The organism is Microbacterium sp. P2_F9, assembly GCF_056403635.1.
Window position 1 is genome coordinate 1 of the sequence record NZ_JBFUFC010000004.1, and the last position, 18,156, is coordinate 18,156.

Sequence of the window (18,156 nt, forward strand, 5' to 3'; positions counted from 1 at the left end):
GGGTAGTCCTGGCCGGTGAGGATCGTGAGCCAGTCGTCCGGGGCGAGTGCGGCCGCGGCGATCACCTCGAGCAGTGAACGCAGATAGCTCGCGTCACCCCAGGTGATCGGCGCGCTGGTCAGCCGCAGCTCGGCGTCCAGCTCCGCAAGGCRCGCCGCATCCGGTGGCGGCATCTTCCGATCGTGGCTCACGATCAGCCGGGCGTTCGGGCTGTCGCGGCGAAGACGTGCGACGACCCGTTCGGTCTGGCCCGGATCGACGTAGCTCGTCACCACGTATACGAACACGGGCTCAGCCTAGGACCCGCTCGGCGACGACATCGCGGGCGTCAGTCGCTTCCGAAGTCGAACGCGGCAGACTCGGATGCCTCGTCCACGGCCTCGGCGAGGGCTTCAAGTGCCTCGTCATAGGGCTCGGCGTGGTCGGTGATCTCGTCAGCTTCGCCCGCGGTGACCCTGCCCACCAAGGCGCCGGTGGCGCCGCCGATCAGGCCCATTCGGGCGTACTGCTCGAGCCGGCTCCGCGAGTCCGCGATGTCGAGATTGCGCATCGTGAGCTGGCCGATCCGGTCGGTCGGGCCGAAGGCCGCGTCGCCGACGCGCTCCATCGAGAGCTTCTCCGCCGCGTAGGAGAGGGTCGGGCCGCTCGTGTCGAGGATCGAGTAGTCCTCGCCGCGGCGGAGCCGCAGCGTGACCGTGCCGGTGACCGCCGAGCCCACCCACTTCTGGATCGACTCCCGCAGCATGAGGGACTGCGGGTCGAGCCAGCGTCCCTCGTACATGAGGCGGCCGAGGCGCCGGCCCTCGGCGAAGTAGTTGGCGAGCGTGTCCTCGTTGTGGATGCCGCTGAGCAGGCGCTCGTAGGCGATGTGCAGCAGGGCCATGCCGGGCGCTTCGTAGATTCCGCGGCTCTTGGCCTCGATGATGCGATTCTCGATCTGGTCGCTCATGCCGAGACCGTGACGACCGCCGATCGCATTGGCCTCCAGGACGAGAGCCACCGGATCGATGAACTCCTGGCCGTTGATCGCGATCGGACGGCCGCCGTCGAAGGTCACCGAGACATCCTCGGTGGGGATCTCCACCTCGGGGTCCCAGAAGCGCACGCCCATGATCGGCTCGACGATCTCGAGCGAGACGTCCAGCCGCTCCAGGGTCTTGGCCTCGTGGGTGGCGCCCCAGATGTTCGCGTCGGTCGAGTACGCCTTCTCGACGCTGTCGCGGTAGGGGAAGCCGTGCGCGACGAGCCACTCGCTCATCTCCTTGCGGCCGCCCAGCTCGGTCACGAAGTCCGCGTCGAGCCAGGGCTTGTAGACCCGCAGTCGGGGGTTGGCCAGCAGGCCGTAGCGGTAGAACCGCTCGATGTCGTTGCCCTTGTAGGTCGACCCGTCGCCCCAGATGTCGACGCCGTCCTCCTTCATCGCGCGGACGAGGAGGGTGCCGGTCACGGCGCGGCCGAGCGGGGTGGTGTTGAAGTAGGTGCGCCCGCCGGAGCGGATGTGGAAGGCGCCGCAGGCGAGGGCGACGAAGCCCTCTTCGACGAGGGCGGCCTTGCAGTCCACGAGCCGCGAGAGCTCGGCGCCGTACTCGAGCGCGCGCCCGGGCACCGCCTCGACGTCGGGCTCGTCGGGCTGACCCAGATCGCCCGTGTAGGTGCAGGGGATGGCGCCCTTGTCGCGCATCCACGCCACCGCTACCGAGGTGTCGAGGCCGCCGGAGAAGGCGATGCCGACGCGCTCGCCGACGGGCAGGGACTGGAGGACCTTGGACATGCCCTCAAGTCTACTGAGCGGTATCCGCACCCACCCGTCGCGCGGCCCGCCACCGTCCCGTCCAGATGACGAGCAGACCAACGCCGACGATCGCGATCGCGATGCCGACGATGTAGCCTGTGGCTCCGAGATAGCCGCCTGCGACGAGATGCGGGTCGAGGAAGGGGTAGGGGTACCAATAGGCGTTGCCGGTCGCCGGCGCGACGATGAACGGCGCGCGGATCAGCGTGTACACCGCCCACGCGATCGGGTAGATGACGACGATCCACACCGCAGCCCACGACACCGCCCGGCGGCGCGGCGCGAAGAGCACGTCGAGCAGCAGGATGACGGGCACGACGACGTGGAGCACCTCGTTCGACCATGGCACGGTCACCCCTTGGTCGAGGGCGACGCTGCGCAGCAGGGTGTTGTAGACGATGCCGGTCACGATCATGTACGTGCTGACGCACACGAGCGAGACCGCGAGACCGCGCGGCTCGACATCCGCGTTCCGACCCCTGCCGAAGGTCCAGATCGCGGCGATCGCCAGCACGATGGCGGCGGCGAGATTCGACTGGATGGTGAAGAAGCTGAGGAAGTTCGCGATGACGGTCGGGAGGTGGCCGGCATACTCCGTCTCGGCGGCCAGCGCCCGCTGGATGCTGCGGGTCAGCTGGGCGGCGACGGCAGAGAAGACGAGCGCCGTTGTCGCGATCCGCACGAACGGCCAGATGATGTCGATGGTCGATCGCTTCGCCATGTCGCCACCCTAGCGAGGGCCATCGGCCGATCGACTCGGAAGCGTCCGGCGCGTCAGCGCGGAAGCCGAGGGACGGCGCCCACGAGCGTGCGGGCGTACTCGGTCTCGGGGGCCGCCAGCAGCCGGCGCGTCGGTCCGGACTCGACGACGCGGCCGGAGCGCAGCACCACGGTGTGCTCGCACACCGCGGCGACCGCACCCAGGTCGTGCGACACCATGACGAGGCTGAGCCCGTGCTCGTGCCGCAGCCGGACGAGCAGGTCGATGACCTGCACGCGCGTCGTGACGTCGAGTGCGCTCACCGGCTCGTCGGCGAGCAGCACCCGCGGGCGGGAGACGATCGCCCGCGCGATCGCGATCCGCTGGCGCTGGCCTCCGGAGAACTCGTGCGGGTAGCGGGTAAGGGTGTCGGCGTCGAGGTTCACCGACGCGAGCGCCTCGGCGACCCGGGCGCGGGCCTCCGATCCCGTCGCGATGCGCAGCGACCGCAGCGGCTCGCCCACGATCCGGTCGATCCGCTGCCGGGGATCCAGTGACGAATACGGGTCCTGGAACACGGGCTGCACCCCGGCTCGGAACCGGCGCATGAGCGCGCGGTCGCGCAGGTTCAAGGGCGCATCGTCGAATAGCACGCCACCCTGCTTCGGTGCGGAGAGGCCCAGCAGGAGGCGAAGGATCGTGGACTTGCCCGCGCCGGACTCGCCGACGAGGCCGAGGCTGTCGCCCTCGTCGATCGAGAGCGAGACGTCTTCGAGCACGGTCTGGGCGCCGTACGAGAAGCCTGCCGAGCGCAGTTCGATGATGCTCATTCCGCTCCCCCCTCGCCGGGGTTCGGGGCGTCCAGCGCCGCATCCAGCGCCCGAGCGCTGTCGACCAGCGCGACGGTGTACGGATGCCGCGGCTGAATCACGACCTGCATGACCGGGCCTTCCTCCACGACGACGCCTTCGCGCATGACCACGATGCGCTCCACCATGCGCGAGACGACCGCCAGGTCATGGCTGATGAACAGCAGCGCCATCCCGCGCTCCTCGACGAGCCGTTCCAGCAGTGCGAGCACGCCGTCCTGCACGGTCACGTCCAGCGCCGTCGTCGGCTCGTCCGCGATGAGCAGACGCGGGCGTGCGGCCAGGGCGATCGCGATGGCGACCCGCTGGCGCTGCCCGCCGGACAGCTCGTAGGGGAAGGCGCGCGCGATGCGCTCATCGGGCAGCGCGACCTCGATGATGGCCGCCGTCACCGCGGCACGCAGGGCGGCGCCGCGCAGGCCGAGGTGGCGCTGCAGCGGCTCGGCGATCTGACGGCCGACCCGCATGAGCGGGTCGAGGGCGGTGAGCGGCTCCTGGAAGACGATCTGGGCGACCGGGCCGCGGAGGCGACGCAGCGCCGCATCGGTGCTGCCGACGACCTCGTGCCMATCCAGCCGGATGGATCCGGATGCCGTGAGAGCGTCGGGCAGCAGGCCGAGCGCCGCGAGCGAGGTCACCGACTTGCCCGAGCCGGACTCGCCGATCACCCCCAGGCGCTCGCCGGGAGCGAGTGAGAACGACACGTCCCGGATGAGCGTCGTCGTGCCGGCGTGGACCGAGAGATGGGACACCTCGAGGAGACTCATCGCGCCCTCCGTCTGGTCGGGTCGGTACGCTCGCGCAGGCCGTCGGCGAGGAAGTTCACGCCGAGGACGAGGGCGACGATCGCGATGCCGGGGGCGAGCGCGCCCACCGGAGCGGTGAGCACCGTGCCCTGGGCCTCCTGCAGCATGCGTCCCCATGAGGCATTGGGCGGCGGCGCTCCGAGGCCCAGGTACGACAGGCTCGCTTCGGCGAGAACCGCGACGCCGAACTGGAGCGCCAGGGCCACAGCCAGGGTCGGCGCGATGTTCGGCAGGATGTGCCGGCCGACGATGCCGGGCAGGCGGGTGCCGCTCGTGCGGGCCGCGGTCACGAACTGCTCCTGCAGCACGCGTCTGGCGAGGATCCGGGTGAGGCGGGCGATGACGGCGGCCATGGCGAGGCCGATCGCGAAGATCGCCGAGCCCAGCGACGCGCCCTGCACGGCCACGATGAGCATCGCGAGGAGCAGTACCGGGAACGCGATGACCACGTCGAGCGTCGCGGAGAGGGTGTCGTCGACCCAGGGGCGGGCGAGGGCGGCCGCGAGCCCGACGAGGGTGCCGATCGTGCCGGCGAGCAGGGCCGCGCCGGCACCGACGATGAGGGCGATCCGCGCACCCACCATGAGCTGCGACAGCAGGTCGCGCCCCAGGCGGTCGGTGCCGAGCAGGTGGGTGGCGTTCGGCCCCTCTAGGCGACCGCCGCTGATGTCCGAGAGCGAATACGGCAGCCAGACGAGCGAGACGAGCGCGGTGACGATGATCGCGCCGGTCAGGATCAGCCCGATCACGAGCGTGGCATGGCCGCGGCGCCGGGATGCCGAGACCGGAGCCGCAGCGGCGATCTGCTGTTCCAGAGCCGTTTCATGCACAGAATCATGCGGGGCGGGGAGGCTCATCGATTCCCCGAGACGCTCGTGCGCAGGCGCGGGTCGATGATGCGCTGGACGATGTCTGCGGCGAAGCCGACGATCAGCACGAACAGCGTGCTCACGACTAGCACCCCCTGGATGTTCGGGTAGTCGTGCTGTTGGATGCCGGTCAGCAGCATGCTGCCGAGCCCAGGCAGCGTGAAGACGCTCTCGACGACCACGGCGCCCAGCAGCGTGGTCGACAGCTCGATGCCGAGCACGGCGATGACGGGGACCGAGCCGTTGCGCACGCCGTGCCGCAGCAGCGCCTCGGTGAGTCCCGCTCCGCCGGCGCGGGCGGTGCGGAGGTAGTCGCTGCCCAGCACGTCCAGGGTAGCCGAGCGCACGTAGCGGCTGATCGAGGCGCTCATGACGATGGCGATCGTGAGCACCGGCAGCGCGAGCGAGCGGAGGGCATCCCCAGGGTCCTCCCAGTCGTCGCGGGGGAAGCCGCCGGAGGGGAGCCAGCCGAGCTGTAGGGCGAACACCCAGACCACGATCACGCCGACCCAGAACACCGGCACGGCGACGCCGAGCTGCGAGAAGCCGGAGAGCACGATGCCGTACCAGCGGTCGGCCCGAACGGCGGCCGTGATCCCGATGAGCAGCGCGAGCACCAGCGCGACGACGAACGACAGGAGGGCGAGCGGCAGCGTGACGGCCAGGCGGGCGCCGACCTCGGGGCCGACCGGGCGGGTGCTGATGTACGAGTCGCCGAGCTCACCGCTCACCAGCTGCGCCGCCCACGTCGCGAACTGCTGCAGCAGCGGCTGATCGGACCCCACCTGGGCCCGCGCCGCCGCGATTTGATCGGGGGTGGCGTCGATCGACAGCAGCGCGTTCGCAGGGTCGCCAGGCAGCAGGCGGAGGAGCACGAAGATCACGATCATCGCGACCACGAGCGAGATCACGAGGAAGAGGGAGCGGCGCAGCAGATAAGGAAGCATGTTTCACGAGAAACGGCGGATGCCGGGACCAGGCGTCCCGGCATCCGCCGTCAGGTCAGGACTTGACGATGTCGTAGGCGAAGAACTGCGAGTTCAGGCCGTTCACACCGTAGCCGCTGACGTCGCTCGAGGCGACGACGATCTGCGGGTAGAGGTACAGCCAGACGCTCGCGGCATCCGCTGCGATCTGCTCGTTGACCTTTTTGAGGAGCGCGGTCTGGTCGTCGGTCGTCGTCGCCTGCTCGGCCTCGGCCACCCACTGCTGCACGTCGGCGTTGTCATAGCCCCAGTAGAAGTCGGGGTTGCCGTACCAGACGACGTCGCGGTCGTTGACGTGCTCCTGCAGCGTCGCGGTGTAGTCGAGGTCCTGGAAGACCTTGGTGTACCACTCGTCGGCGCTGATCGTGTTGATCTCGACCGTGATGCCGACCTCGGCGAGCTGCGACTGCAGGAACTCCGCGACCGCGGGGTGCGGGTCGTAGCTCGGGGTGTCGAGCGTGAACGTGAAGCCGTCGGGGTAGCCCGCATCGGCGAGTTCCTGCTTGGCGAGGTCGAGATCGTACGGGTTGACGTCCGTCAGATCGACGTACCACGGGTCGGTGGGCGGCACCATCGAGCCGATGAGGGTGCCGTAGTCGCCCCAGATGGAGGACAGCAGCTTCTCGGTGTCGATCGCGGAGTAGATCGCCTTGCGCACCAGAGTGTTGTCGAACGGGGCGACCCGGTCGTTGAAGACGAGGATCTCCTTGGTCGTGGAGGTTCCGTCGCTGACCGTGAAGTCGTCGTTGCCGTCGAACTGCGCGAGCGAGTCGGGGCTCTGCACTGTCGTGATGATGTCGACCTCGCCGGTCAGGAGCGCGTTGTTCTCGGCGGTCGCGTCGGTGAAGTACGTGAAGACGACCTCGGCGTTCTTCGCCGCGTCGCCCCAGTACTCGTCCCATCGGGTGAGGGTCAGGGTGCTGCCCTGCTTCCACTCGTCGAGCACGTACGGCCCGGTGCCGTCCTCGGTCTGGGTCAGGTCGCCCTCGGCCTCGGAGTTGATGATCCAGATGTAGCTGAGGTTGTACAGGAACGAGATCGAGCGCTGCGAGAGCGTGAACACGACTGTCGCGTCATCCGGGGTCGCGATGTCGCTGATCACCTTGAACGACGACTTGCGCGCCGACTTGGAGTCCTCGGCCGTGACCGCCTCGACGCTCGCCTTGACGTCGGCCGACGTGAGCTCCTTGCCGGAGTGGAAGGTCACACCGTCGCGCAGGGTGATCGTGTAGGTGAGTCCGTCTTCGCTCACCTCGGCGTTCTCGGCGAGCAGCGGCTCGACCTCGCCGTCGTCGGTGAGCTTGTACAGCCCTTCGTAGACGTTGMCGTTGAACGCCTCGGTGACGCCCTGGCCGCCGCCCTGGGTGTTGCTGAGGTTCTGCGGCTCGTACAGCGAGCCGATCGCGATCGTGGCGTCGTCCGCGGAGGCGGACGCGTCGGCGCCGCCGGTGCTCGACGAGCAGCCTGCCAGCAGCAGGACTGCGGCGACGGCCGCGGACGCGACGGAGAGGGATCTCTTCATGTGGGGTGATGCTCCAGGTTGCTGTGTGGATGCGACGACGGGTTACGCCGCGTAGATGTCGAAGCCGTCGCGGAATACGACGTTCTTCTCCCCGGCGCGGATCGGCAGGGGGAACCGGTTCGCGACGGGAGGCAGGGGGCAGTTGTACTGCGCGGAGAACCCGCACGGCGGGACGAAGGCTCGGTTGAAGTCCAGGACGACGTCGCCGGGTTCGCCCGGGGTGGCATCCGCTCCGCGCTGCACGTAGAGGAAGCGTCCGGCGCCGTAGGTCTCGGACCCGTTCGTCGCGTCGGCGAAGACGAGCAGGAGCTTTCCGCCGTCGTCGAACGCCGCGAGGTTGTAGTCGCGACCGTCCACTGTCACGAGGATGTCGCCGGGCACCACGAGGTCGCGCGTACCGCCGTTGTCGCGGATGTGCTCGAACGGCACGGTGCGGTCCTCGGCCACCGGCACGAAGCGGCCGGACACGACCCAGGCGGGATCGTGATCGTAGGTGTCGATCCGATCGAACGAGCGGATGGCGGGGGACGCGGCATCCCACACCCGCAGACCGAGCTCCGTGCCGCCGGTGGCGAGGTCGGTGCGCTGGATCGGCGTCACCTCGGCGGTAGCCGGTGCCGCCGCGCGCGCGGTCGCGAGATCGGCGGGATCGATGGCCCAGCGGGTCTCGACGAGGGCGAGATTGCCCTGCGGGGCGGTGACGGCGCTGCGGCGCTGGGCCTGCCAGTGGGCGTGGTCGTGGGACGTGGACATGATGAGCCAATTCTGAGAACGGGAAGGGGGATGACGTAATCGGCCGTCATTCAAGGCAATGCGGTGTTTCAGCGCTGTATTCCCTCATGCGCGCAGTGCCCGGACGCGCGTCCGCCCGCTCGATAGACTGAGCGGGCCCGTCCGCGTGCGCCCGTTGCGCCGACATCCCCAGGGGGTTTCATGCCAGGCATCGTCATCATCGGAGTGCAATGGGGAGACGAGGGCAAGGGCAAGGCCACCGACCTCCTGGGTGACCGCACCGATTGGGTTGTCAAGTTCAACGGCGGCAACAACGCCGGGCACACAGTGGTGATCGGGGACGAGAAGTACGCCCTGCACCTGCTGCCCTCCGGCATCCTCTCCCCCGGCGTGAACCCCGTCATCGGCAATGGCGTCGTGATCGACCTCGAGGTGCTGTTCGCCGAGCTCGAGGCGCTGCACGCGCGCGGCCTCGACACGTCGCGACTGCGGGTCAGCGCGAACGCGCACATCATCACGCAATACCACCGCGTGCTCGACCGCGTCGGCGAGCGCTTCCTCGGCAAGCGCCAGATCGGCACGACCGGCCGAGGGATCGGGCCCGCCTACGCGGACAAGATCAACCGRGTCGGCATCCGCATCCAGGACATCTTCGACGAGAACATCCTGCGCCAGAAGGTCGAGGGCGCGCTCGACCAGAAGAACCACCTCCTGGTGAAGGTCTTCAACCGCCGGGCCATCACGTGCGACGAGATCGTCGACGACCTGCTCTCGTATGTCGAGCGTCTCCGTCCGATGGTCGATGACACCGGGCTGCTGCTCAACCGCGCGCTGGACGCCGGCGACGTCGTGGTGTTCGAGGGCGGCCAGGCCACCATGCTCGACGTCGACCACGGCACCTACCCCTTCGTGACGTCGTCGTCCGCGACGGCGGGCGGCGCGGCCACCGGCGCCGGCGTCGGGCCGAATCGCCTCGACCGGATCGTCGGCATCGTGAAGGCCTACACGACCCGGGTGGGCTCGGGCCCATTCCCCACCGAGCTCTTCGACGAGAGCGGCGAGTGGCTGCGCTCCCGCGGCTTCGAGTTCGGCACGACCACCGGGCGTCCGCGCCGGGTGGGCTGGTACGACGCCCCGATCACGCGCTACGCCACGCGGATCAACGGGATCACCGATCTCGTGATGACCAAGCTCGACATCCTCACCGGGCTGGACGAGATCMCGGTGTGCGTCGCGTACGACGTCGACGGCACCCGGTACGACGAGGTGCCGGTCAGCCAGTCCGACTTCCACCACGCCGAGCCGATCCTGGAGTACTTCCCGGGGTGGAAGGACGACATCACCGGTGCCCGCACGTTCGAAGACCTCCCGCTCGCGGCGCAGGACTACGTGCTGGCGCTCGAGAAGATGAGCGGCACCCGCATCTCGGTAATCGGGGTCGGCGCCGCACGTGACGCCGTCATCGTGCGCCACGATCTCATCGACTGACGACCGCGTGCGATTCTGGGTAGGCGGCTACACCGCTGAGTCGGACGGCGCCGCCACCGGCATCGGCGTGCTGCTGGCCGGAGCGGCGGACGACGCGCTCGCGGGCGGACAGCTGGCGGTGGAGACGGATGCCGCGACCACAGCCGGCTCCCCGTCCTGGCTGACCCTGCACCCGATGCTGGACGTGCTCTACGCCGCGCTCGAGGCAGGGCAGGCAGTGCAGGCCTTCCGGCGCAGCGGCGAGGCATCCTTCGTCCCGCTCGGCGCGCCGATCCCCACCGGCGAGGCGAACTGCCACGTGGCGGTGGCGCCGGACGGCGGATCGCTCGTCGCCGGCTGCTGGGGCGACGGCCGCGTCGTGCATATGACACTGGATGCCGCGGGCCGGCCCTCCGCGCCGGTCATCGCCGAGTCCGCCGTCGATCCCTATGGCCCCGCCGCCGATCCCTACGGGCTCGGCGCCGATCCGTTCGGGCTCGCTGTCACCCTCTCCCCCGCCGTCGGCGTCGACCTCATCGCAGCGACCCGCGCCCTGCGCGCGGCAGCCGGCGAGGAGTACGCGCACCTCATTCCCGACCACGACGCGGCGCCCGAGGTCGAGCCCGGCGCGGATGCYGGGGACGAGGCATCCCGACCCTCTCGCGCCCACCAGTCGGTCTTCCTCCCCGGCGGGCTCGTCGCCACCACCGACATGGGGCTCGACCTCGTGCGCTTCTGGCGATCGGGCCGAGGCGGACTGCGGGCGCTCCAGCAGGTCGTCCTGCCCCAGGGGTCGGGCCCCCGGCACATGGTGTGGCACCCGAGCGGCCATCTGTACGTCGTGACGGAGCTGTCCCACGAGATCTTCGCGCTCGCCGCGGACCAGGCCGGATCGTGGCGGATCGTGGGCGGCACGACCCTCGGCGGCGGGATCCTCCCGGACGACACCGCGGCCGAGCTTGCGGCGTCCGCCGACGGCTTCTTCCTCTATGCCGGGGTGCGCGGCAGCGACACGATCGCCACGGTCCAGGTGCGCGGCGAGGGCGAATCGCTCGCGCCGGTCGCCCTCGTCGAGGCGGGCGTGCACTGGCCGCGTCACCACGTCATCCACCGCGACACGCTGTTGGTGGCGGGCCAGCTGTCGAACGAAGTGGTTTCGCTCGGCCTGGACACCCGCACGGGGGTGCCGGGCCGGGTGCGCCATCGCGTCGACGTGCCCTCGCCGACGTGCCTCGTCCGCGCGCGCTGAGGCGTCGTCGGGTCGCATCGGCGTTTCGTCGCCCGATTCGGGTGAGCGCGCGGCAGTGCGGGGTCCTCCAGGGCTACCCCGTGCCTGCGGTCCGGACTAGCGTCGAGCGTGACCCTGGGAGTCCGTGGCGCCGCCCCTGATGAGGTGGTTCGCCGGGCTCCGCGAGCGTCTGATCCGCATCAAAGAAGGGAAGACAATGGTCGATTTCCGTTACGGTCCAGTCGAGCTGTTCCTGCTCGGTCTGGAGGGCGAGCGCCCCGACCCCGCCGTCATCGCAGAGCTCGTCGCACTCTCGGAGAGCGGCGTGCTGCGCGTACTCGACTTCGTGGTCGTCTCCAGGTCGGAGGACGGTGAAGTCACCGTCACCGAGATCGAGGACGACTCCGATCGCTACGGCCTCGGTGCTCTCGACCTCGTCCTGACCGGACTCACCGGCCAAGAGGACATCGCCGAGCTCGCCGAGCTCGTCCCGGCGGGCGGCTCGGCAGCACTCGTCGCGCTTGAGCTCCTCTACGCGCGCCGGCTCGCAGGCGCACTGGCCGCCACCGGCGGTCTCGTGCTGTCGGCGCAGCGCATCCCCGCCCCCATCGTCAACGCCATCGTTGACGCCATCGAAGATGAGGTCGACGAAGAGATCGACGCCATCGAGAACGAAGGAGAAGAGTCATGAGACGCAGAATCGGACGCCCGGGGCTTGTCGGGCTCGCCGCTCGCACCGCCGTCGTCGCGGGCACGGCCAACGCCGTGAACGGCCACATGAACAACAAGCAGCAGCAGAGATCTCAGGACGAGTGGGAGCAGCAGCAGTATCAGGCTGCTCAGCAGCAGGCGGCCATGAACGCCGCCGCGCAGGAGGCCGTCGCGCAGCAGCTCGCCGCCGCGCCCGCTCCTGCCGCCGTCGCCGCCCCCGCGCCGGCTCCGGCCGCTGAGGTCGACATCGTCGCATCGCTGACGAAGCTCGCTGCGCTGCGGGATGCCGGTGCCCTCAGTGACGCCGAGTTCGACGCCGCAAAGGCCCGGCTCCTGGCCTGACCGATTGAGGTGGGCGCTCCGTCCGGTTCACCCGATACGGGTGATCGGGCGGAGCGATCCGGCGCCGGGGGGCGAAACTGGAGGTCTGCCCGGCCCCCCTTCCTTGTCCTTGGAGGCAAAATTGTTTGACAACTTCTGGAATATCGTCCTGTGGTTCTTCTGGGTCTTCGCCTTCGTGGCGTACCTGTTCGTCCTGATCTCGATCTTCGGCGACCTGTTCCGTGACCGGAAGCTCTCGGGCGGCTGGAAGGCGCTGTGGGTCCTGTTCCTGATCTTCGTGCCGTTCCTGACGGCACTGATCTACCTCATCGCGCGCGGCTCCGGCATGCAGGAGCGCAGCATCGCCGAGGCGCAGAAGGCTCAGGAGGCGACCAACGCCTACATCAAGTCCGTTGCCACATCGAGCGCCGCGAGCCCCAGCGAAGAGATCTCGAAGGCCGCCGCACTTCTCGCAGCCGGCACGATCACGCAGGCGGAGTACGACCAGCTCAAGGCACGCGCCCTGGCCTGATCGGCACGAAATACGTCCTCGAAGCGGCGGTATCCACTCGGATGCCGCCGCTTCGTCGTTCCCTCAGGACGGCCCTGAGGGACCCGATTCACGCGGTTGCAACCCAGTCGGGATACAATCCGAACCGCGACGCGCCTTTTCCGGATACCCGACAGTCGTCCGGATCGTGCGCAGCTCGTCGGTGCATCCAGCCCTCCTACTGCCCGCGTGCCCGTCGCCGGGGGGACACGTGAGGGAGGTCGCAGTATGACGTTGCCGACGTCTGCGCTGTCATCGCCACGGTGGCTCCAGCACCGCCCGCCGCATCGACAGCCGGCCACGCTCGATCGCGCCCGGCTCACCCAGCTGCTCGAGCACGCGGTCGCCTCGAACCGCGTGACGATCGTGTCCGCCCCGAGCGGCTTCGGAAAGACGATCGCGGTAACGACCTGGACCGAATCCGTGCCGAACGAGGTGGCCTGGCTCGCGCTCGGTCCCATGGAGGGTGAGCACGCCTACGTGGACGGAGAGATCATCTCCGCGATCGCGGCCATCGCGCGCACGCGGGATGATCTCGGCCTGGTCGGCCCGGTCGGAGTGGATGCGGGCACGGCCGCGCAGGGCGAGCTGCACCGTCGACTGTGGGAGGCGCTCGCCGATGCGCAGGAGCCGCTGATCCTCGTCGTCGACGACGCGCAGCGGGCGCACGAGAGTCTGGCCGCAGGTCTGCTCGGAGCCCTCATCGCCGATGCCCCGCCGGCGCTTCGGATCGTGCTCGTGGGCACCACCCCGCTCGAGCTGCAGATGTCGCGCTTCATCCTCAGCAATCCCGAGGTCGTCATCGGGGCCGAGGCGCTCGCCTTCGAGGCACCGGAGGTGGCCGCGCTCGCCGCGACGATGTCGACCGGTGCCGATCCGGTCGCCGTCCACGCGGACACCGCGGGCTGGCCGATCGCCGTGCGCCTCGCACTCCTGAGCGGTGCCGGTCCCCGGGCGGCGACCTCCGGGCGCGGCGGGGGTCTCATGCGCGAATACGTGCGCGATGTCATCCTCTCCGCGCTGCCTGCGGATCTGGCGCGATTCGTCATGGAAGCCGCCGTCTGCGACGAGCTCACCCCTCGACTTGCGGTGGCGCTCACCGGCCGCGCGGATGCCGTCGCGATGCTCGAGGACTGCCGTCGACTCGGCCTGTTCCTCGACCGGCACGACAGCCCGACCGGACCGGTCTATCAGTGGCATTCCCTGTTCGCCCGCTATTGCCGCGACCTGCTCGCTCAGGAGGACCCCGCGGCCCTCGAGGTGCTGCGCCGCCGGGCGGCCACCCTGCTGGCGGAAGCTCGCCCGCTCGACGCCGTCGCGCACCTGCTGGCAGTCGACGATCCCGCTGCGGCGACGGCCATCATCCTCGACAGCTGGGTCGCCCTGGTCGCGGGCGCTGAGGCGGGCGATGTCGACAGCGCGTGCCTGTCGCTGCCCGCCCCGTTCGGGGACGACCCGGCGATCCAGCTGGTCCGCGCGTGCGCCTGCGACGTCATGGGCGAGCGCAAGGCGGGGCRGGATCTCTTCCGCCGCGCGACGGCCGGCTCCCATGACCCCGACGAGCGCTTCGAGCGCACACTGGAGCTCGCGCGCCTCTTCCTGCTCGATGAGCGCGCCCTGATCGGCGAGGCCACCGAGGACGTGCGTCGCCGACTCGTGCACGCGAATGCCCGCTCCGCCCGCGAGCAGGCGGCGATCACCTTCCTCATCGGCTGGGCCGACCTGCGGTACCGCATGGATCCGACCCGCATGATCGAGACGCTGGAGTCCGCCGTGCGTCAGACGGCTGCCGTGGGCGACGCAGCGATCCTGCGGCGGGCGCGCGGTTGCCTGGCCTTCTCGCTTGCCCTGGCCGGGCGGCTCGAGAGCGCGCGAGTGGTGCTGGTCGGTCTCGCCGATGACGATCCCGAGGAGTCGATCTGGCAGACGAACGCGGGTGCCACCGCGCTGACCGCTTCCGGTCTCGTCTCGTACTGGGCGATGGACACCGCCGCCGCGGAGCGCGATCTGCGCAGCGCCATCGCCTTCGGCAGCGGGCACAACCGCACCTTCGCCGATCTCGCACGGGTGTTGCTCGCCTGTGCGGCGGCGTCGGGAGGCGACCAGCGGTCGTGTCGCCGTGCGGCCCTGGAGCTGCAGTTCCTGCCCAGCTCGGAGCTGCACGGTGTGGTCTGGCCGAAGATGCGACAGCTGGCGATCGCCCTCCTGGAGGAAGCGGTCGGGCACCACGACCGGGCGGTGGCGGTGGCGCGCGGCTTCCTCGAGGAGTCCTCGACGCCTCTGATCGCCGTGCTCGCCGCGGGGATCCTCCGACGCAGCGGCGATCCGACCGCGGCGCTGCAGATCCTCAAGCATCATTCCGCCTACGGCGAGGTGACCTACTTGAGGGTGGCGACGCTCGTCACCCGCGCGATGCAGCACTGGACGGCAGGTCGCGCGCCTGCCGCACATGAGCTCTGCGAGGAGGCCCTCGCGGTCGCCGAGAAGGAGACGATGCGGATTCCGTTCGCCGAGGACGACGCCGAGCTGCGGCAGCTCCTCGGCGCGCACATCGCGTGGGGCACCGCCCACGAGAAGTTCCTCATGTCATGCCTGCGGCCGAAGACCGGCAGCACGCAGCTGGCCGCGCTCTCGGTGCGTGAACGCGATGTCTTCGAACAGCTGCGCACCACGCTGACCACGACCGAGATCGCGAGTCGGCTGGGCGTGTCGGTGAACACCGTCAAGACCCACCAGCGGGCGATCTACCGCAAGCTCGGCGTCTCCTCCCGGCGAGAGGCGCTCCGCCAGTACACGTAGCCCGCTAGATCTTGGCGTCCTGCTGCTTGAAGAACACCTGTTTGATGATCAGCAGGATCGATGCCGTGACCGGGATCGCGACGAGGGCTCCGATGAAGCCGAGCAGCGTGCCGCCGATGAGGGCGCCGATCACCACGAGTGAGCCGGGGATCTCGATCGCCCGGTTCATGACCTTCGGGGTCAGCACGTACGCCTCGATCTGGATGTAGATCAGGTAGCAGATCGCGAAGATCAGGGCGGCGACGGGGCTCGTGAACAGCGCGATGATGGTCGCGACGATCCAGTACAGCACGGGTCCGATCAGCGGGATGATCGTGATCGAGAAGGCGAGCACACCCATGAGGAGCGGGTAGGGCAGACCCAGCACCGCGTGCAGGATGGTCGCCACGACGGAGTTGAAGAACGCCAGGATGACCATGCCCATGAGGTAGCCGCCGACGGAGTCGGTGATCTGGTCGGTCATGGCCCGCACCCCGACACGGCGACGAGCCGGTGCGAACTGCATCAGCGAGTCCTTGATGCCGGGGAGCGATGCGGTGAAATAAAGGGTCAGCACCACGACGATCAGTGCGCCCGAGACGGCTTCGGCGATGCCGGCGCCGACCTTGAGCAGGCCGCCCCCGATCGCCGCGACGTTCTTCGGGTCGCTGAAGAACTTCTCGACCTCGCTGATGAGGTCGGTGAGACCTGTGCCGAAGATCCCCTCCAGCCAGGCGTAGAAGGGGGTCTTCTCGAACTTGGTGATCGTCKCCGGAAAGTCCTTGATGAACGAACTCACCTGCTCGACCAGGGTCGGCACCACGAGCAGCAGCAGGCCGACCGCGAGGACGAAGCCGGTCAGGAAGATGATGGCGATCGCCCATCCCCGCTTGACCCCGTGCCTGACGAGCCACTTGATCACCGGGTCGAGGCCCAGGGCGGCGAACGCCGCGAGGCCGATGTAGACGAGGATCGTCGAGATGTTGGTCAGTGCGATGCCGAGCAGCAGGGCGACGAGCCCGCCGAGGGTCAGCAGCAGACCTACGGTGAAGGGATTGTCGAGTCGGGCCCAGAACGATCGGCCCTGGCTGTGCTCAGTGCCTGTGACAGAGGCACCGGACTCGGCGACCACGGCGACGGTGGTGGCTGCAGGCACCGAATCGGGCGGAATCGGGGACTTCGCGCTGTCGTCAGTCATGCCGTCAGGATAGGGCCGACCGGGGTGCCGTCCGCGGAGGGATCGCCCGGCGCCGGTTTTCGTCATCCTTTCGGGATGAGCGGGCTTCAGAGCTTTGCGTCCTGCCGTGGCACGTAGATCCGTTTGATGATGAGCAGAATCGACGCCGTGATCGGAATCGCGACCAGTGCGCCGAGCAGGCCCATCAGCGTGCCGCCGACCAGGGCGCCGATGACGACGAGCGCGCCAGGGACGGAGACCGCCTTGCTCATGACGCGCGGCGTGAGCACGTAGGCCTCGAGCTGCATGTAGATGAGGTACACGATGGCGAAGATGAGCGCGGCCGTCGGGTCGGTGAACAGCGCGATGACGGTCGCGAAGATCCAGTAGACGACCGACCCGATGAGCGGGATCAGGGTGATGCAGAACGCGGCGATCGCCATGAGGCCTGGAAGCGGGAGCTGGAGGATCAGGTGCAGCGCCAGCGCGATCATCGAGTTGCAGAACGCGAGGATCACCATGCCGGTGAGGTAGCCGCCGATCGACCCAGTGATCTCGTCGGTCATGCTGCGCATCGTCGGGCGGCTGCGGGCGKGGACGAGCGTCACCAGCGCGTCTTTGATGGCCGGCAGACCGGCGAGGAAGTACAGGCTCAGGACGATGATGATGACGCCACCGGAGATCGCCGAGGCGATGCCGATGCCGAGATGGACCACACCGCCGCCGATCGCCGCGAGGTTCGCGGGGTTGAGGAAGAACGCCTCGACGTGATTGAGGATCGTTCCGATCTGGTCGCCGAACGCCCCCTGGGCCCAGGCGTAGAAGTCGGTCTGCTCGAAATTGCTGATCAGCGCCGGGATGTTGGCGACCAGCGTGCCCAGCTGGGTGAAAAGCGCCGGCACGACGAACCACAGCACGAGGACGAGCAGGATCGCGAAAACCGCGTATGCGATCACGATTCCCCACGCGCGACTGAGCCCGCGCCGTTCCAGCAGACGCACCACCGGGTCCAGGGCCAGGGCGGCGAACATCGCCATGACGATGTAGATCACGATCGTCGAGAGGTTGAGGAAGGCGACGCCCAGGGCGACCGCCGCCAGCGCGCCGATGGTCAGCGACAGCCCGATCGCGAAGGGGTGCCCCAGGTTCGCCCAGATCTCGCGGCGCGGGGGCGCCGGAGAGACTACCGCGGTCTCAGTGGGTACGGCCGCATCGGTCCCGGCCGCCGGATCCGCGGAGAGGCGCTGCGCGGCATCCGTCCCATCGCTCATGGGCACACTCTAGGAGTCTCAGCGGGCCTGTGTCAGCGGGGTAGGGTCGAGGCACGAGGAGGCATGCCATGACCGACGAGGACCCGTCGCTGACCCTGCAGCACCTGCGCGGCAGCATCGACAACATCGACGCGGCGCTGATCTTCATGCTCGCCGAGCGCTTCCGCTCCACGAAGCAGGTGGGTCAGCTCAAGGCTGAGCACGGCATGGCACCGTCCGATCCGGTGCGCGAAGAGCAGCAGCTCGCCCGCCTGCGTCGGCTCGCGATCGAGGCCGACCTCGACCCCGAGTTCGCCGAGAAGTGGTTCAACTTCGTCGTCGCCGAGGTCATCCGCCACCACACCGCTGCCGCAGACAGCCGCTGAGGAACGATGCCT

General features: G+C 69.2%; 18 protein-coding genes. 7 read left to right on the top strand and 11 right to left on the bottom strand.

All coding sequences use genetic code 11. The features are described from left to right. The 9 genes from AC1DVT_RS00755 to AC1DVT_RS00795 form a co-directional block, all read right to left on the bottom strand. A partial coding sequence (locus tag AC1DVT_RS00755) for a hypothetical protein (protein ID WP_477385670.1) occupies positions 1-287 on the bottom strand: 287 nt, incomplete at its 3' end. Between the two features lie 41 nt (positions 288-328). Then, positions 329-1,771: an argininosuccinate synthase gene (gene argG, locus AC1DVT_RS00760; protein ID WP_477385672.1), complete on the bottom strand. Its 1,443-nt coding sequence runs from the start codon at positions 1,769-1,771 to the stop codon at positions 329-331. A 10-nt stretch (positions 1,772-1,781) separates the two neighbouring features. Then, positions 1,782-2,513 carry a Pr6Pr family membrane protein gene (locus tag AC1DVT_RS00765; RefSeq protein WP_477385674.1) on the bottom strand — a complete coding sequence of 244 codons (732 nt, stop codon included), beginning with the start codon at positions 2,511-2,513 and terminating at the stop codon, positions 1,782-1,784. A gap of 53 nt (positions 2,514-2,566) precedes the next feature. Next, positions 2,567-3,322: an ABC transporter ATP-binding protein gene (locus AC1DVT_RS00770; RefSeq protein ID WP_477385676.1), complete on the bottom strand. Its 756-nt coding sequence runs from the start codon at positions 3,320-3,322 to the stop codon at positions 2,567-2,569. Next, a complete protein-coding gene (locus tag AC1DVT_RS00775; RefSeq protein WP_477385678.1) occupies positions 3,319-4,128 on the bottom strand; it encodes an ATP-binding cassette domain-containing protein in 810 nt (269 codons plus the stop codon). The genes AC1DVT_RS00770 and AC1DVT_RS00775 overlap by 4 nt, the downstream gene beginning before the upstream one ends. Beyond that, on the bottom strand, positions 4,125-4,997 hold the full coding sequence (locus tag AC1DVT_RS00780; RefSeq protein WP_477385680.1) for an ABC transporter permease: 873 nt from the start codon (positions 4,995-4,997) through the stop codon (positions 4,125-4,127). Before AC1DVT_RS00780 ends, AC1DVT_RS00775 begins: the two co-directional genes overlap by 4 nt. 23 nt (positions 4,998-5,020) lie before the next feature. Further along, positions 5,021-5,983, bottom strand: a complete 963-nt coding sequence (locus AC1DVT_RS00785; protein WP_457099833.1) for an ABC transporter permease — start codon at positions 5,981-5,983, stop codon at positions 5,021-5,023. Positions 5,984-6,038: 55 nt separating this feature from the next. Continuing rightward, entirely contained in the window at positions 6,039-7,544 is a 1,506-nt protein-coding gene (locus AC1DVT_RS00790) for an ABC transporter substrate-binding protein (protein WP_477385682.1), read from the bottom strand. Positions 7,545-7,586: 42 nt separating this feature from the next. Continuing rightward, positions 7,587-8,297: a DUF1684 domain-containing protein gene (locus tag AC1DVT_RS00795; RefSeq protein ID WP_477385684.1), complete on the bottom strand. Its 711-nt coding sequence runs from the start codon at positions 8,295-8,297 to the stop codon at positions 7,587-7,589. Between the two features lie 180 nt (positions 8,298-8,477). Between AC1DVT_RS00795 and AC1DVT_RS00800 the strand changes: the two genes are divergently transcribed. From AC1DVT_RS00800 to AC1DVT_RS00825, 6 genes are all read left to right on the top strand, one after another. Next, positions 8,478-9,764, top strand: a complete 1,287-nt coding sequence (locus AC1DVT_RS00800) for an adenylosuccinate synthase (protein WP_477385686.1) — start codon at positions 8,478-8,480, stop codon at positions 9,762-9,764. 7 nt (positions 9,765-9,771) lie between these two features. After that, the gene (locus tag AC1DVT_RS00805; protein ID WP_477385688.1) at positions 9,772-10,992 is read left to right on the top strand and encodes a lactonase family protein; all 1,221 of its coding nucleotides are present in this window, start codon (positions 9,772-9,774) and stop codon (positions 10,990-10,992) included. A 196-nt stretch (positions 10,993-11,188) separates the two neighbouring features. After that, positions 11,189-11,662 (top strand): DUF6325 family protein, encoded by a 474-nt coding sequence (locus AC1DVT_RS00810; RefSeq protein ID WP_457099838.1) that lies wholly within the window; start codon positions 11,189-11,191, stop codon positions 11,660-11,662. Further along, positions 11,659-12,024 carry an SHOCT domain-containing protein gene (locus tag AC1DVT_RS00815; RefSeq protein WP_477385690.1) on the top strand — a complete coding sequence of 122 codons (366 nt, stop codon included), beginning with the start codon at positions 11,659-11,661 and terminating at the stop codon, positions 12,022-12,024. The genes AC1DVT_RS00810 and AC1DVT_RS00815 overlap by 4 nt, the downstream gene beginning before the upstream one ends. Before the next feature lie 121 nt (positions 12,025-12,145). Then, complete coding sequence (locus AC1DVT_RS00820) at positions 12,146-12,535, top strand: SHOCT domain-containing protein (protein WP_457099840.1); 390 nt, start codon at positions 12,146-12,148, stop codon at positions 12,533-12,535. 246 nt (positions 12,536-12,781) lie between these two features. Beyond that, entirely contained in the window at positions 12,782-15,352 is a 2,571-nt protein-coding gene (locus AC1DVT_RS00825; protein WP_477385692.1) for a winged helix-turn-helix domain-containing protein, read from the top strand. A 4-nt stretch (positions 15,353-15,356) separates the two neighbouring features. Here the strand turns inward: AC1DVT_RS00825 and AC1DVT_RS00830 are convergent, their stop codons facing one another. Both AC1DVT_RS00830 and AC1DVT_RS00835 read right to left on the bottom strand, forming a co-directional pair. Then, positions 15,357-16,529, bottom strand: coding sequence for an AI-2E family transporter (locus AC1DVT_RS00830; RefSeq protein WP_477385694.1), 1,173 nt, complete (start codon positions 16,527-16,529; stop codon positions 15,357-15,359). Between the two features lie 86 nt (positions 16,530-16,615). Continuing rightward, positions 16,616-17,779 (bottom strand): AI-2E family transporter, encoded by a 1,164-nt coding sequence (locus AC1DVT_RS00835; RefSeq protein ID WP_477385696.1) that lies wholly within the window; start codon positions 17,777-17,779, stop codon positions 16,616-16,618. 68 nt (positions 17,780-17,847) lie between these two features. Between AC1DVT_RS00835 and AC1DVT_RS00840 the strand changes: the two genes are divergently transcribed. Further along, the gene (locus AC1DVT_RS00840; protein ID WP_457099844.1) at positions 17,848-18,144 is read left to right on the top strand and encodes a chorismate mutase; all 297 of its coding nucleotides are present in this window, start codon (positions 17,848-17,850) and stop codon (positions 18,142-18,144) included. The last annotated feature ends 12 nt before the right edge of the window (positions 18,145-18,156 follow it).

Bases quoted from the DNA above. Each gene is read 5' to 3' on its own strand.
- AC1DVT_RS00810 (WP_457099838.1), top strand. From the start codon at position 11,189: ATGGTCGATTTCCGTTACGGTCCAGTCGAGCTGTTCCTGCTCGGTCTG.
- AC1DVT_RS00840 (WP_457099844.1), top strand. From the start codon at position 17,848: ATGACCGACGAGGACCCGTCGCTGACCCTGCAGCACCTGCGCGGCAGC.
- argG (WP_477385672.1), bottom strand. From the start codon at position 1,771: ATGTCCAAGGTCCTCCAGTCCCTGCCCGTCGGCGAGCGCGTCGGCATC.
- AC1DVT_RS00785 (WP_457099833.1), bottom strand. From the start codon at position 5,983: ATGCTTCCTTATCTGCTGCGCCGCTCCCTCTTCCTCGTGATCTCGCTC.
- AC1DVT_RS00815 (WP_477385690.1), top strand. From the start codon at position 11,659: ATGAGACGCAGAATCGGACGCCCGGGGCTTGTCGGGCTCGCCGCTCGC.
- AC1DVT_RS00795 (WP_477385684.1), bottom strand. From the start codon at position 8,297: ATGTCCACGTCCCACGACCACGCCCACTGGCAGGCCCAGCGCCGCAGC.
- AC1DVT_RS00765 (WP_477385674.1), bottom strand. From the start codon at position 2,513: ATGGCGAAGCGATCGACCATCGACATCATCTGGCCGTTCGTGCGGATC.
- AC1DVT_RS00770 (WP_477385676.1), bottom strand. From the start codon at position 3,322: ATGAGCATCATCGAACTGCGCTCGGCAGGCTTCTCGTACGGCGCCCAG.